Source organism: Clostridium fermenticellae (genome assembly GCF_003600355.1).
In the GTDB taxonomy this organism is placed as follows: domain Bacteria; phylum Bacillota; class Clostridia; order Clostridiales; family Clostridiaceae; genus Clostridium_AV; species Clostridium_AV fermenticellae.
Genome location: NZ_CP032416.1, coordinates 132,949 through 148,329, shown reverse-complemented (window position 1 = coordinate 148,329; position 15,381 = coordinate 132,949). Strand labels below are relative to the sequence as shown.

At 32.5% G+C, this 15,381-nt stretch carries 15 protein-coding genes and 1 other annotated feature; of the genes, 1 reads left to right on the top strand and 14 read right to left on the bottom strand.

Annotated elements, in window-relative coordinates; all coding sequences use genetic code 11:
• Positions 1-23: 23 nt before the first annotated feature.
• Entirely contained in the window at positions 24-1,034 is a 1,011-nt protein-coding gene (locus D4Z93_RS00710; protein ID WP_119969869.1) for an SPL family radical SAM protein, read from the bottom strand.
• Complete coding sequence (locus tag D4Z93_RS00705; RefSeq protein ID WP_119969868.1) at positions 1,000-1,827, bottom strand: 5'-methylthioadenosine/S-adenosylhomocysteine nucleosidase family protein; 828 nt, start codon at positions 1,825-1,827, stop codon at positions 1,000-1,002. Before D4Z93_RS00705 ends, D4Z93_RS00710 begins: the two co-directional genes overlap by 35 nt.
• 403 nt (positions 1,828-2,230) lie before the next feature.
• On the opposite strand from D4Z93_RS00705, the gene D4Z93_RS00700 reads away from it, so the two are divergent.
• Complete coding sequence (locus tag D4Z93_RS00700) at positions 2,231-3,631, top strand: L,D-transpeptidase family protein (protein ID WP_119969867.1); 1,401 nt, start codon at positions 2,231-2,233, stop codon at positions 3,629-3,631.
• 79 nt (positions 3,632-3,710) lie between these two features.
• Here D4Z93_RS00700 and D4Z93_RS00695 read toward each other — a convergent pair whose 3' ends face one another.
• From D4Z93_RS00695 to prdC, 12 genes are all read right to left on the bottom strand, one after another.
• Complete coding sequence (locus D4Z93_RS00695; protein WP_119974170.1) at positions 3,711-4,391, bottom strand: flavin reductase; 681 nt, start codon at positions 4,389-4,391, stop codon at positions 3,711-3,713.
• Positions 4,392-4,455: 64 nt separating this feature from the next.
• The gene (locus D4Z93_RS00690; RefSeq protein ID WP_119969866.1) at positions 4,456-4,974 is read right to left on the bottom strand and encodes a ferritin; all 519 of its coding nucleotides are present in this window, start codon (positions 4,972-4,974) and stop codon (positions 4,456-4,458) included.
• Between the two features lie 168 nt (positions 4,975-5,142).
• A complete protein-coding gene (locus tag D4Z93_RS00685; RefSeq protein WP_119969865.1) occupies positions 5,143-6,207 on the bottom strand; it encodes a mannose-1-phosphate guanylyltransferase in 1,065 nt (354 codons plus the stop codon).
• A gap of 88 nt (positions 6,208-6,295) precedes the next feature.
• On the bottom strand, positions 6,296-7,171 hold the full coding sequence (locus tag D4Z93_RS00680; RefSeq protein WP_119969864.1) for a sulfite exporter TauE/SafE family protein: 876 nt from the start codon (positions 7,169-7,171) through the stop codon (positions 6,296-6,298).
• Positions 7,172-7,328: 157 nt separating this feature from the next.
• Positions 7,329-7,556, bottom strand: a binding site (T-box leader).
• A gap of 85 nt (positions 7,557-7,641) precedes the next feature.
• Entirely contained in the window at positions 7,642-8,541 is a 900-nt protein-coding gene (locus tag D4Z93_RS00675) for a sulfite exporter TauE/SafE family protein (RefSeq protein WP_119969863.1), read from the bottom strand.
• Positions 8,542-8,580: 39 nt separating this feature from the next.
• Complete coding sequence (locus tag D4Z93_RS00670; RefSeq protein ID WP_119969862.1) at positions 8,581-9,588, bottom strand: proline racemase; 1,008 nt, start codon at positions 9,586-9,588, stop codon at positions 8,581-8,583.
• Positions 9,585-10,064, bottom strand: a complete 480-nt coding sequence (locus D4Z93_RS00665; RefSeq protein ID WP_119969861.1) for a glycine/sarcosine/betaine reductase component B subunit — start codon at positions 10,062-10,064, stop codon at positions 9,585-9,587. The genes D4Z93_RS00670 and D4Z93_RS00665 overlap by 4 nt, the downstream gene beginning before the upstream one ends.
• Before the next feature lie 21 nt (positions 10,065-10,085).
• Positions 10,086-10,829, bottom strand: a complete 744-nt coding sequence (prdD, locus tag D4Z93_RS00660) for a proline reductase cluster protein PrdD (protein WP_423243038.1) — start codon at positions 10,827-10,829, stop codon at positions 10,086-10,088.
• Between the two features lie 101 nt (positions 10,830-10,930).
• Positions 10,931-11,656 (bottom strand): D-proline reductase (dithiol) protein PrdB, encoded by a 726-nt coding sequence (gene prdB, locus D4Z93_RS00655; protein ID WP_119969859.1) that lies wholly within the window; start codon positions 11,654-11,656, stop codon positions 10,931-10,933.
• On the bottom strand, positions 11,656-11,910 hold the full coding sequence (locus D4Z93_RS00650; protein ID WP_119969858.1) for a CBO2463/CBO2479 domain-containing protein: 255 nt from the start codon (positions 11,908-11,910) through the stop codon (positions 11,656-11,658). The genes prdB and D4Z93_RS00650 overlap by 1 nt, the downstream gene beginning before the upstream one ends.
• Before the next feature lie 15 nt (positions 11,911-11,925).
• Positions 11,926-14,007 (bottom strand): D-proline reductase (dithiol) proprotein PrdA, encoded by a 2,082-nt coding sequence (gene prdA / locus D4Z93_RS00645; protein WP_119969857.1) that lies wholly within the window; start codon positions 14,005-14,007, stop codon positions 11,926-11,928.
• Positions 14,008-14,028: 21 nt separating this feature from the next.
• Positions 14,029-15,330, bottom strand: coding sequence for a proline reductase-associated electron transfer protein PrdC (prdC, locus tag D4Z93_RS00640; protein ID WP_119969856.1), 1,302 nt, complete (start codon positions 15,328-15,330; stop codon positions 14,029-14,031).
• Between the last annotated feature and the right edge of the window lie 51 nt (positions 15,331-15,381).

Here is a 15,381-nt window from a genome sequence, read left to right as displayed (position 1 = left end):
TAAAATTAAATACACAACTTTTATTATACATATATCTTGCAGTTATTCACATACTTTTTACACAAATTGTATACGAAATCAACAAGTTCATTTTTATCTTTTTCTCTATAACTATATACACCATCGGTATATTCAAACGGATACGCAAGTATATAAGAATTTCTATGCTGCTTCTTCATATTTTTAAAGTAGGTTTTTGATATTCTAAATACACCTATACTTATATCATATATTTTCTCAGCAGGTATTAAATTGAACAACTCATTCAAATAATTTGAATATACTTCTCTCCAATTATCAACATATATCAATGGATCAAAACAAATTCTGACCTTCCATCCCATATCTATCGCCATCTTTATGCTGCTAATCCTTTTCTTGAAGGATGGAGTATCTTTTTCAAATCTTTCAATTATATATTCGGGTGAAAGTGTCCATGCTATAATCATATTTTTTATAGGCTTAATATTCGCTATTGAATTAAAATTTGAACTCTTAGTCCTGAGTTCAAGCTTTAAATTATCTCTATCTTTCGCAAAATCTATCCACATATTCACAAAGGATGTTACAGTTTCAAGTGCAAGTAAATCAGTATCATATGATATGCATATATACATCGGATGTTGTTTCAAAATTTCCGATATCTCTTTAAAAGTATCATCTACATTAACCCATATTACAATATTAGCAGAAGGATACATTCCTTTGAGATAACAATATTCGCAATTATATATACAATTCATTATTGAAGATGTGTAATAAAAATACTTATTTCCAAAGTTTTCACATACATCTGCGCCTTTATATATAAAATTATCCTTTTTTATTGCAAGTATTAAATTAATACTTTTCTTCTGAATATTAAAACTTTGATGAGATCTATTAAAAATTTCTTTATAGCTGTCTATGTATATTTTATTAGCATCTTTAAAATATCTTAATATCGTTTTTGTATTTACATTATTAACAGCGTCTTTCTCAACATATATATGAGAAAAATTACAATTCCATAAGCTTTGATCTGAGTTTTCCAAAATAAATCTTCCCTTCCCTTTTAGATTGACACTTGTATTTTTCAAATAATTCAAGAACTCCGCTTAAATCATCATGAGATCTTATTTTATAATCAATACATAAATCTACAAATTCATGTTTCATGCTATCTGTAATATTCAAATTATGACTAATACTTTCTATATATACATTTTCATAATTAGTCAATATCTTCTTTTCTTTTAAACATATATTTCTTCTTAAATTAAGCCATTTAACAAAATCATCTAAATTATCATTTACTAATTTCTCTACGCTATTACCTGTTATATTATCCGTAACAAGAAAATCTGAAATTATTTTTATAAAATGCATCTGACAAGTTAAAAAAAATAAAGAAGCCGCTTGAAAAGCTCCGGATGCCTCCATATCTACAAAATCACTTTCCATATCTCTTCTTTCATTAATCACATTAGGAAAGGTTTCAATTTCTCCTTCTAAAAATGGATGCTTAAACAACATATCAGGATAATATGATCTTCCAGTACAATGGTCAGTTATCTTATTACATATTACAATTCCATTCTTCTTATAAGCCGAACCACAAATACCAAAGTTTATAAAAATATCGTCATCTAATATATCTCTTCTTAAAGAAGTGAGAATATACGTTACTGCAATTGATGCCTTTACAGCACCTACCCCACTTATTATAAGAACTACATCATCGTTTCTAAAAACTTGAAACTTATCATAATTCAAGTCTTTTTTTAATCCAAAAGTCTTTATAAGCGGCCGTGCTTCGTAATACATTGCTGTCATTATGTATATCATCAAACTACCTCCTTTTATATTAATAGTTTAATCTATAATACTGCAAAAAGACATTAAAAAGTTAAAAATGAGTCGATTATTTTCGCCATTAATATAATTTAACTTTCAAAAATTTACAAATAAATGTGGACATTAAAACCAGAATAATGTAAAATAAAGTAGGAAAGTATTTGTTTTAAAAATATGTAACCGCCTGCAAATATTAAGTAAATACTTAATATTTGCAGGTGATTATATTTTTCATAATAAAAAATTCATTTTCTTCCTATAAACTAAAAATTTAATATATTTTTTATTTAATTATTTGGTAATCTAATGTTATAATTAAACATGGATTTTATTAATATTAAAATACAAAAATTAACTTCTAAAATTTTATCGCAAGTCAGAAGGGATGGGTATCATGGAAAATGACGCAGAAACTGAAAAGGAGAAAAAAAATAAAAATAACAAGGTTATAGTAGGAAGCATAATATGCACTCTTCTTGTTATATACTTGGGAATGGCAACATATTTTAGGACTCATTTTTATTTTGGAACTGAAATTAACTGCGTAAATGTTTCAGCTAAGACTATTAAAGAAGCAGCTAAACAAATGACTTCCCAAATGGAATCATATAAACTAAGTTTAAAAGAAAAGAGTGGAAAAACTGAGCAAATCACATCAACTGAAATTAATTTAAAACTCAGTTCAAACGATGAATTTAAGAGACTTAAAGACAAGCAGGGTAGTTTCAATTGGATATTTGGAGCATTAGATTCGAAAAACTCTAAACTTAAAGCCAATATTATATATAGTAATAAACTACTTCAGGAAAAAATTAACAACTTATCTTGTTTAGATAGTAAAAATATAATCGAACCCAAAAATCCGAGTTTTAAATATTCCAGCACAGGATATGTGGTATTAAATGAAGTAAATGGTAACAAGATAGATAAAGATGTCTTATATAAGAATATTGTAAATGCATTGTCTACTGGCACTACAACATTAAACCTAGATTCGACAAACTGTTATCTGAAACCAAAATATACCGTGAAATCAAAAAAGACTTCAGAAATAAAGAATATTCTTAATAAGTATGTTTCATCAAAAATAATATATACTTTCGGTGATAAAAAGGAAGTTATAGATGGCTCAAAAATAAATAAGTGGCTTAATGTTGATGATAACTATGAAGTTGTTTTTGACAACAGCATATTAACAAAATATATGCGCAAGTTATTTAGTAACTATGAAACAATTGGCAAAACAAGAAATTTCGTTACAACCTCTGGCAATACAATAAGCATAGGTGGTGGAGATTACGGATGGGATATTAATTCAAGTGAAGATATTCAGAAATTAATTGATGATATAAAAAATGGAAGGACTGTTACAAGAGAACCCATATATCTCCAAACTGCAGCATCACACAGTTCAGATGATATTGGAAATACTTATGTTGAAATAGATATGGTAAACCAGCATTTATGGTTCTATAAGAAAGGATCTCTAGTAACTCAAGGTGATGTTGTAACTGGCAATATGAGTTTAAATACTTCAACTCCAGCCGGGGTGTACAGATTAAAATATAAAGAGCGAAATGCAACCCTAAAGGGTGAAGGTTATGCTTCTCCAGTTAATTTTTGGATGCCTTTTAATGGAGGAATAGGCATACATGATGCAAGTTGGAGAAGTTCCTTTGGAGGAAATATATATCTAACATCGGGTTCACATGGATGTGTAAATGCCCCATATTATTTGGCACAAACTCTATACAATAATATCGATGCTGGTACCCCTGTTGTTTGTTACTATTAACAGTAAAAATATATAAGCAATAAAAAACATCCTTTTGGACTTTAATATTGATCCAAAAAGATGTTTTTTTAGTAGTGATCTAATCTATTTTTTTAAACTCATCTTTACTAACTTTACAAACAGGACATTGCCAGTTGCTAGGCAAATCTTCAAATGCCGTTCCAGCTGCTATCCCTGAAGTTTCATCACCAACTGCCGGATTATATATATATCCGCATATTTGGCACATATACTTAGACTTTCCATCAGAAGTCTTTACGTCAGATTCTACGGAAGGCCTAGAAACTCTTCCCTGCTTTACTTCCTGATAATATTTATAAGTCATTGCATTAGAATCATCAATAACTTCAGCATTTAACACCTTACATATAAATATTGTATGAGTTGAAGTATCTACCTCTTTTTCAACTTGCAGCTCAAAATATGATGTTGTGTTTTCCAATACTATAGGGACTCCGCTTTCTCCCATTTTGAAATCTACTCCATCAAACTTGTCTATATCCCTTCCTGATTTAAATCCAAATCTTCCTATGAACGGAATAGGTGTTTTCTCCGACAATGCAGATACACCTATAAGTCTGCTCCTTTGTATGTATTCATGAGTCAGATTTGATTTATTTATACTAACAGCAACAGTTAATGGATCTGATGTTATCTGAAAAACCGTATTAGCTATTTGACCATTTTTTCTACCACTTGCAATAGAACTAACAACATAGAGACCATAACTTAATTTGTAAAATGCCTTATTATCAATCATAAAATTTATCAATACTTACCGTGTAAATCAAATGTAAGTACTATCCTCCTATCCCTTAATTAAATTAGTTACCATTTGTAGCTGTTGGTTGAACAAAAGTTCTCGCTTGTAATTCTGTATCTAACATATATATACCTGCTTGATTTTCTTTTATTCTATCTAACTTCTTAATAAGTTTATTAAATGTATCTTCTTCTTCTACCTGCTCATCTATAAACCATTTCAATAAGCTTATGGTTGCATGTTCTTTCTCTTCAGTTGCCATATCCATTAAATTATAGATTCTGGAGGTAACTTTCTTTTCATGTTCCAAACCAATTCTAAATATCTCGTTTATTGAGCTATATTCATTACTAGGCCCTTCTATTGCACCTATTTTTATTCTTGCTCCCATTGTCTTTAAGAAATCATAAAATTTGGATGTATGATAGTTTTCTTCCTGAATCTGCACTTTGAAGAAATTAGCAAATCCATCCAGATCAATAGAATCACAGTATGCCTGCATAGCAAAATATATATTCGCCGAGTACATCTCAAAATTTATTTGTTCATTTATAGCTTCAACAAGTCTGTCACTTAACATAAAACATACCTTCTTCCTAAGATATTTAATTAGTATTAACCAGAATGGTTATTACTAATAATTTATAATATTCTAACATGTTTTCTATAAATATTCAATGTTTCCTGTAAATCAAAAAAACATGAAAAAGCCTGGCTTTTTCATGTTTTTTATGAAAGGTTTAACTTACTATAAATATCCTTCTAATCCATCTTCACTTAATAGATTAACAAGATATTTTATTTCCTGATCTTTGTTTTTGTCCATTACTAACAGTACATCACCGGTGTCCACTATAATCAAATCCTTTATACCAAATGCTATGATTAATCTATCTTTACCAAACACAATACAATTTTGACTCGAATCCAAAAATGTATTGCCAGATACATTATTTCCCCTATATTCTTTTAAAAACCTCCCCAAAGCTGCAAACGTTCCTATATCATCCCACAGGAATTCACACTTTATAACATATGCCTTTCGTGTTCTCTGCATTATACCAAAATCTACAGATATCCCATCTATTATGCTATATTGATTTGATATAGCATCTGCTTCTGATTCTGTACCTATACTCTCATATATCTTAATCATACTCTTATACATTTTAGGCAGATATTTTTGCATTTCTCTTAAAAAAACATCTGCCCTCCATATAAACATACCACTATTCCAAAGATATGTTCCTTTTATTAATAAATCTTTAGCGACTTCAATATTAGGTTTCTCCAAAAATCTCTCGACCTTGAAGGTTGCAATGTCACCATTTATCCTTTCTCCCATTTCAATATATCCATATCCAGTCTCTGGTCTTGTAGGTTTTACTCCTATAGTTACCATTCCCCTTCTTCTCTCAGCAATTTGAACTCCCTGAGAAATTGTATCTATAAACACCTTTTGATCATGAATATAATGATCGGAGGGTAAAACTATCATCATCGCATCTTTATCTTTTTTGAGCAATTTAACTGCCGAAAATCCTATACAAGTTGCTGTCTCTTTATTTTCCGGTTCAGAAAATATATTATCTTTTGAGATATCGGGAAGCTCCTTATAAACTTTTTCTATATAATCCTTATTTGTCACAACATAAATATTACTTTTATCAACTAGAGGAAATATTCTATCAACTGTATTTCTTAAAAAACTCTTGCCATTAATGATTTTTAAGAATTGCTTTGGATTCTTAGATCTTGATAATGGAAATAATCTTGTTCCCTTTCCACCAGCAAGAATTAGCGCATATAACAATGACTTCACTCCAAATATAAATGCTTGTTATATTGTTATAATATGTTTAATTCATATTAAATGTGAAGAGTACTTTACTATTTTAATACTACGCTTCATTCTTAGTATTTTTGAAAGCAGACATAAACATAATTATTGATGTATAAATTATAACAACTATAACCACCCATTTTAGTATAAAAAGAGGCAATTGTTTCACTATATACGCGGCTATAAGGACACCTATAGAACCAAATATCATAACAGGAAGCGGTACTCTAACATCATACGCTCCTTCTTTTACAAATTTAATAGAAGCAGCTATTTCTAAAAATGCACATGATCCCATCATCACAGGGAAAGCTACTCTAGGACTCATTCCAAGAGCAAATACCAAAGCCATACATGGTGCATATATACCTACTCCAAGTGTCATAAACGCTCCAAAAATAAAATTTCCAACAAGTCCTATGCACAACTTTACACCAGACAATGATGTTGCATTTCCACCAGATGGCATTAAATTCACTTGCCCGGCAAACATTATAAATGCAACTACAAGAAGTGCCGTTCCCATCCCAATCTGAACTTTTCTTTCATCTAATTTAGATACAAAACCAGCCCCGAGTACAGCTCCAAGTGTAGCTGCAATAATCATAAGTATCAATGAAAAAACATCAACTTTTATTACATTTATAAATACAAGCGCTTCTACTGCAACCGGTATCGCACAAGCAACATTTAATGTTCCCGGTATGGTTCTGTCATGAGTAAGTTTAAAATTTTTAAGTATTGCAGTAAATATAGCAAAACTCCCTATTCCGAGCGTATCAAAAAAGTTAACTATGAACCCTATTAATCCAAATGTAAAAAATTTTTTATCATCAACTCGATTATTTTTAATTTTATACCTATAATCCTTTATAAATATACCTAGAAAATATATTGCAAATATAGCAAGTAAAATTAATAAAACTTTAAGCATAACTAATTTCTTCCTCCCTTAAGTATTTTAGTTTGTAAGTATTGTAAATTAAAGCATTAATTAACTGTATATAAAAAATTTTCACTCAATTGTATATATTAGTATATTGAGTATACAACTGTCTAATAAAAATGTATAAGAAGACCTCGAATCCCAAATAAGGGACCGAGGTCATATCGGCGGTACCACCCTGATTAGTATATTCTTAAAAAGAACATACTCTCTCTAATTTAACGGAAACTTTCCGTTGTATCTTACGCTGATAAATATACAACTTCAATACAAAACTCCAAGGCAGGTTCGGAAACAGTCCTTAGAAATTTTCACCATTATTTCCTCTCTAAGAAAGACTAGTATTCTTACTTTTCCTTTTCTTCATACTTAAATATAATAGCGTGTTTTATTATATCATATAAAAAAAGGATTGTAAATAATTTGCTCGATATTTGTTAATATTTTAACCTCAAATTTTATGATTCTGCCTTTTCACCCTGACTTCCTGCATTTCTTTTTTTATTTGCAGACATAAACATCGTAACTGCAGTATAGAAAATAACTACTATTACCAGCCATGTCAAAATATTTAATGGAAGTGACTTTACTATATATGCTGCAATTAGCACTCCAACAACACCAAATATTGTTATAGCTAACGAAGCCTTCCTGTCATATGATCCTGTTCTTACAAATTTGACAGATGCAACCGGCATTAAAAATGCACAGGAACCCATCATTATAGGAAATGCTACTCTAGGACTCATTCCAAGGGCAAAAACTAATGCCATACATGGTGCATATAACCCTATTCCAAGTGTCATAAGTGCACCTAATATAAAGTTACCTGCTATAGCTACAATAAGCTTCCAGCCAGTAAGACCTACTTGTGTCCCTCCTGATGGCATAAGTTTAAGTTGTGAAGCCAGCATTACAAGTGCTACTATAACCAGTGCTGCTCCCATCGCAACTTCTATTTTCTTTTCATCTAATTTTGAAACTATATCCGCCCCGATTACCGAGCCTACAGCACCTGCTGCAAGCATTAAAAATAAAGTTAGGGGATCTACTTTGATGACTGTTATGAATATAAGTGCCTCTATTACTACCGGTATAGTGCATGATACATTTAAAGTTCCGGGTAAAGTTCTATCTTTTGATAACTTGAAAAATTTTAGTAAAGCGGTAGTAGGCGCAAAACTTCCTATTCCCAGAGTATCGAAGAAATTTGTTAAAAACCCAACCGCACCTAAGGCAAAAAAATTTGATTTTTCCAGTTTGTTTTCTTTACCGGTCTTTATATAATCCCTGAAGAATATAAATGCAAAACATACTACCATTACTAGTAATATTGTAAATAATACTATTTTTACCATCGGGAACCCTCCTTTTATTTATATAGTCTTGTTACTCTTTTACTTCAATATAAATCCATGTTTAAGCGGGTCATCTGGATCTATAAATAATTGATTGTGCCCTGTTACATAAGCGGCTCCCGTTATCTCTGGAATTATAGCATCATAATCTCCAACCTTTGTTTCTTTTAATACTCTGCCTACAAATTTTGTTTTTAAAACACTTTCATACACAAATTTTTCATTAATCTTTAATTTCCCTTTTGCGTAGAGTGTTGCAAGTTTAGCACTTGTTCCGGTTCCACAAGGTGATCTATCCAGTTGTCCTTGTCCAAACACTACGGCATTTTGAAGAGTTGCATCCGGACTTTTTGCAGGTCCATAAATTTCACAAAGATCTACTGTCTTTATATGTGATAGAGTCGGATGTTGTATTTCAACCCGGTCATTAACTGCTTTTATAACATTCATGCCTACTTCAATTAATTTTTGTGAATTTGCGGGACATATTTCTACTCCCAGATCTTCTGCTTTAACTATTGCAAAGAAACTTCCGCCAAAAGATATATCCATTCTTACTTTCCCGATACCGGGTACCTCAACTTCAATATCTCTCTTATATAAAAATGCAGGTACATTTTCCAGTGAAACCTGTTTTGCTTTTCCATCCTCAACTTTTACTTTAGCTTTCACAAGTCCGGCCGGTGCTTCAAGCATTACAGTTGTAACAGGTTCCTCTACAGGTACTATTCCTTCTTCAACTGCTACTGTCGCTGTTCCTATTGATCCATGTCCACACATATTTAAATATCCGCCGCCGTCCATGAATATAACTCCAAGATCAGCTTCATCCATAGTTGGCTGTGTTATAATTGATCCGAACATTTCATTATGTCCTCTCGGTTCAAGCATTATTGAAGTTCTCAAATAATCCATATGTTCTTCCAGATATTCCTTTTTCTCCGGCATAGTTTTTCCTGGAATGCTAGGCACTCCTCCAACTACTACCCTTGTTGCTTCTCCCATCGTATGTGAATCAACTGCAAATATGCTTTTTTCAATTTTCATTTTCTCTCTCCTCCAATTCTGTTCATTTTTAATTTTAAAAAGGCTAAGGCTTTTTTTGCATCAAGTTCAACTATATTATTTTCTCCAACAACCTCAGTTTCTACACCGTCCTTAGATTTGTTAAAATCAACTATAGTATCCATATATTTATTAGTTACAACAAATTGGGCCTGAGTTCCAACAAAACTCATTCCAACTATAGGAATATCTCTTTCCCCAACTTCTTGTATTAATGATGCGAAATCAATATTGCTGTTTCCCCATCCATCTATTGATACTATAACTCCATCTGCTCTCATAGCCTCTATCCATGCTGCTGCTCTCTGTGCCACAAAAATTTTATCCTGATTTTCCTGTGGTGTACCTACTATTATTACACCAAGCAGGTCGATATCGTTATCATTAGAAACAACATCAAGTAAAGGATCTCTAAAGTGATGTAAAGTTGTTTCTTTAGTAGAAGGTCCTATTCCCATATAATATCTGTCCTCCTAACCTTAATTCATAGCTCTAAGTGCTCCATCTCTATATTCATTCGGGCTAAGTACTACAGGCATATTCCCCATATCTATAATAGATCTGCATCCCGTAAAACCACCTGGTTCTCGTGAAAATAAGCCAGTATCATACATAGCTCCTTGTCCTGCAACTTGCTTGACAATAACTATCTTTTTTTTACTAGAATCGATCGTGTCAAAATATTCATGTTTTTCATCACACAATCTTCCATTTACTTTTTTAAGAAAATCTCTTATCTCTTGAATTATCATATCAGAAGCTTCATGCGCTGCCATTGGACCAGATCTATTAGCTCCTTTTCCAGCTTTAAGTGTAACATCTATATGAACTAATATATCTGTTTTATCAGGAGTTCCTGCTCTTCCAAAAAACACTTGATCTTTCAATATGCCTTCCGATGAACCGAACTCAGCAACTTGAATTCCATTTTCATCCACACTTGTAAGCATTGTCATAACTCCAGTAAGTACATGAGTTATACCTTCACCCAATCTTCCCAATACTTTTGTCGCTATCGGTGAGAAATCTAAAATAGAGTTTACAAATAAATCATGATTATCAGGATTTATTATGTCAATTTTTATAGATTTTATTAAGTCATAGTTTATATTTTTATTATCTAGAATTTTACTATTTATATACAAGGTCTTATCATGTATATAAGTCTTTTCCGAAAATTCCACTTTATCTATATGAAAACATTTTATAACGAGTCTCCTCATTTTTTTACAACTCTCCATTAAATATCATCACATCACAATCTTAAAAAAATAAATCTTATAGTTATAAGCCTAAAAAGGCTTATAACTATATTTAAATAAAATCAAACTTTAGCTATATATTCAAATGGAAGTGGAACTATAGTTCCAGGAGTCTTTATAGCAATCAATTGTTCTAATGTAGCTCTTACTATATCCCTTTGCATTACTGGATTATTAGGTTCACCTACATTAGCACCCATAGGAACACGTGGAGCAACTGCTCTTGGAGTTCCTGTTTGTCGAACTACTGGTGGTAAAGCTGCTATAATTACAGTAGGTATACCTACCTTTTCTATTGCTCTCTGCACCAAAACTGCAGAGCGGTGGCAGGTTCCTCATCCAGCGGTCATTATAACTCCATCTACTCCTTCATCTTTGAGTATTTTAGCAATAGCCGGACCAGTTTCTTCTCTAAACTTTTGCTGATCTCCGCCGCCTCCCATGAATCCTATAAGAGTTGGTGCTATTTCTTTTATTAATCCTTCTTCTACAAGTTCTCTTACTCTGTCTATAGGGAACATACAATTTATGTCCTTATTTACATCACTATTATCATAACCACCATGAGAAACCATTAATTCACTTGATGGTGTATTACCTGGTATTTTTCTGAATGTAGAATCACCTGCTAAATTAAATCTCTTATCTGATTTTAAATGTACGCCAGCTGCTGTAGCTATGGCTATTTTCATATCTTTAAGTGGCTTTTTAGGTTCAGCCCAAACAGGTGGTGGTGTTACAGGAACAAAAATTTCTGACTGCAATCCCTTAACAACTTCTAAGCTCATTATTTTCTACCTTCCTTTCTGATTTTTATATTACTTACATACTTTTCATTTGCCTCTCCAGATAAAACTTCCGGGAAACTCATTTTAAATCCTATCTCTTGCCCAACCTTTAATGGATAATCTGTTATAAGCATCCTCAAAGGTACTGACAAATATCCAAGTCTTCCTTTCAAATCTATCCCAACAGAGCCATCTGTTACTTCAACAATTATGCCCTGCATTTCTATTATTTTATCTCCATATTTGAGATCCATAAATTCGCCTGCTTTTTAAGAATATTTTTCACGCCTTTTTTGGCTCATTGGAACGGCTTTTTCATTTTCTGCCCTTTTAATTTCAACCTTTTTAGTTTCCTCTATAAGCTCAAGGTTATTTTCTTTAACATTAGCATTCCATTTTCTCTCGGCAGTCTTTACTTCTTCTTCTGTCATAGCAGACTTTAACATTTCTATTGCTCTTATAGCATCTTCTTTGCACAATGTGTTACAACCTAAAACTTCGTTTTCAATACCGGCTTCAGATTTATTATTATCTACCATGTATTTCATATACTTATTTCCAACAACTAAAGCACCTTGCACTGCACAGAATGACATACCAACACAAGGAATTCCTCTTTGGCCTATTTGATCCAAATGACTTGCAAAATCTATATGATTATTTCCAAATCCTTCTGTTGTGACTATTGCACCATCTACATCTAGTGCCTCAACAACCATACCCATTCTTTCAGATACATAGAATTTTTCAGTATTTATTTGAGGACTTCCTACAAACAATACTCCGCAAAGATCTAATTCTGGATCACTCAAAACTTCATGAACAAGAGGTTCTCTCCAATAATGTCTGGAACATTCTTTTGATGCAGGTCCTATACAAGTTAAAGCGTGAATTCCTCCATCAACAACTTCAAGTGGTGACAACATTACAGGGACATTTCCTAGGTCAACATTTGGCTTTGCTCCAAGTACTCCAACTGGTTCAACTGGAAGTATAAAATTATCATGCATAGCTCCCTGACCCATTATCTCTTTAACTATTACAACCTTCTTTTTACCAGGTCTTCTCTTCTGCTCAAGTAATTCTGTGTTTACAACAAGAGAATCATCTTCAAGTTTCTTTAAAGCTTCCCTTATCTCTTGAGTTATAGTATCAGTAGCAGTATGCGCTGCAATAGGGCCTCTTCTTTCCATATTTGTTTTAGCTTGAATTGTAACATTAGTTTTTATAAATATTTCTCCCTTATCAGGACAACTTGGTCTTCCAAATTGGATATTTTCTTCAAGTATACCTTCCGATGAACCAAATTCTCCAATCTGAACTCCATCTTCATCAGTTCCGGTAATCATTATTATAACTCCGTCTAATACTCTTGTTGTTCCAGCTCCAAGCTTTGAGTCTCCCTCTTTAGTTGCTATTGGCTGAACATCCATTATTGTATTACTATAAGTGTTATATTTATCCGGGGTAATTATATCAATTTTTATATCCTTTACGAGATCGCTTACCTTAACAGCATCATCACAAACATTCTCTCTTATATAAAGCGTTGTTCCTTCTATTTTTGTTTCTGGTCCAAATTCTACTTTATCTATCTTATAATGTTTCCTTGTGAGTGATCTTATGACCTTTTCCTTAGGTTCAGCCACATTTTCCTTAACATCTGGTACTTCTTTAGACTTTGCAACTGCAGGAAGCTTCATTTTAGATGCTGCACTTCCCATTGTTCCCAAAGGTAATTCAATGTCAATTCCCTTACCTTCTGCTATTTTTATTTTTAAAGTGCCACCTGCCATAATTCCTTCTGTCTGTAATTCCTCTGCAGCTTTCTCTCCTTCATATCCTTCCAATATGTCCGGAGTTACTGGAGTCAATGCCGGTGTATCAATAGCTATTACTTTACCAATAGCTTCCTCTCTTGATAAAACCTCATCTCCTAATTTTATAAGAAGAGAATCTTCAAGTTTTTCGAAATTCATTGGATTTTCCAAATCACTAGCTGAAATAGTCTCTCCTGCCTTTTTATTATACTTTAAGACAGCTTTTTGATCTCCCTCATGAAGTGTTTCCTCTTTTGGAGTAGAATCTGCTTCAATAGATTTAGTTCCTTCCACAATAGCTGGAGTTAATGGTGTTAATGAATCTATAGTTTTTGTTAATTTTGCGCCTATAACTTCACCAACCTTTAAGCAATCTTCAGGTATTGTCAGCAATCCGGAATCTACCATATCAGGAAATATATCTGGATCTTCCAAATTTTCTGCTGAGAGTATTGTTCCCTCTTCTGTTCTACAGCATACAACAGCTACTTCATTTTTTAACTGTTCTGCATGCTCAGCACTCATTGACATTCTTAAAACCTCCTTTTTTTCTTAATCATCCATTGGTAATCTTCTAGTTAATGTATGATCAACTGTTCTAAATACATGATCTGTATGATGATATACTGGAAGCCCTAATTTTGGGGCACAGCACATAACTGTATTAGAACAATCACTGCAATTTGAAATTAAAAGTCTTTTTGCACCAGACTTCTTTAAATTCATGACTGCTGCTATCTGTCCCGGGCAGTCTCCTGGAGTCTTGCATTTATTGGAGCCTTTTATAACTTCTACATTTTTACACTTTTGAACTCCAACAACTTTTGAATGCATCTTACCTGCTACATCCCTTAATCTTTCTTCATTTGCACCACAGGCACATACAAGAAGTCCAATTGGGCCATCATACTCTGGGAACGGTATTGTAACAATTGCTCCACCTGATATTTTTGTAACTGTAGCAGATTCTATCTCTTGTGCCTTTCCTGTGTAAGGTCCGCCAATCAAAAGTTCACCATATTCGCCATCTATACCGCCACATTCATTAATAAGATTTTCTATTTTTGTACCTATAGGTACATCAAAAAATATATTGGAATCTGTACCGCTCTTGAGTTTTCCTGCAACTGTTATATCTTTGTCAATTACAGGTTTTCTATCTTCAACAGCTCTTGTAATATTTTTAAGAGTTTCTGCATTCAAAACAACACACTTTGCATCAAGTGGAAGCTGAGTTGGCTTGAGCCATTCTCCAAATATTCCATGTATAAGTGCTCGTTCTTCTCCTTTTGGATAAATATCTTCTAACTCTTTTATCAAGATATCTTTTCTGTCCATTAATTCTTTCTTTATAGAAGATATAGCTTTTTCATGTATACCTTTTATGCCTATATAGGCTTTTTTAGCACCAGTTGCCTCCATAGCATATTCTATGCCTTTTATAACTAGTTCTGGATTCTCCTCCAGCATTGTTATATTATGGTTTAAAACAGGTTCACATTCTACACAATTAGCAATAATATAACCATCAGGAATATCTGCTTTTAACTTAATATGGGTTGGAAATCCGGCACCACCAGCCCCTACAACTCCCGCCTCATACACTGAATCAATTACACTACTACATTCTTTAATCTTCACATAATCTTTTGGTTGATTATCTGATGCTTCAACCAATATTTCACTATCGGTTACTCTTGAAATTTTCCCTGAAACACTGCTGTGTATCTTTGCTCCAAGTCCTTTAGGTTCAGCAATACATTCGCCTCTCTTAACCTCTTGGCCTTCTTTAACTATCGGTACATCAGGAGCTCCTACATGCATTTTTAAAGGAAAATTAAATATTTTTCCCATAATATACGCTGCATGAAACTAAAAATGCAGCTACCTCCTTTCATATGTTTG